Annotated in this window: 1 protein-coding gene; it reads left to right on the top strand. The window is 30.4% G+C overall.

All coding sequences use genetic code 11. The annotated features are described in order from the left end of the window. On the top strand, positions 1-341 hold a 341-nt coding region (locus FUA24_RS25180; RefSeq protein ID WP_187388258.1), incomplete at its 5' end, for a hypothetical protein. Positions 342-391 lie beyond the last annotated feature (50 nt).

The following is a 391-nucleotide window of genomic DNA, read 5'->3' as shown; positions in this document are numbered from 1 at the left end:
AAATCTCAACCGGAACAGCCAAAGAATTAATGACCTCATTGCAAAAAGAAAACATTGAAACATTAAAAGACTGTTCTGAAATTGAAAATTATCCTCAAGGATTTGATGGCAAAACTTATGTTTTTGAAATTGGAACTGAAAAAGAAAAAAGAATTTACTCATATTGGGAACCAGAAAACGAAAGATATCAAAATCCAGAAATGCCTGAAATCAAAAATGTTAGGAATATGCTTAATGCAATAAACGCAGAGTTTGATTTGTGGAAATATTTCAAAGATTTTAGGGATAGACTTCCAAAAGGCAGTTATTCTTATGGAATGATTAATATGATAAAAACATAAAAACCGTTTGCTAACAATGGCTATAAGTAATTGCTTGTTCTCGCCTACTT

It is taken from the genome of Seonamhaeicola marinus (assembly GCF_008085455.1).
This window is presented reverse-complemented; position numbering and strand designations above follow the sequence as displayed.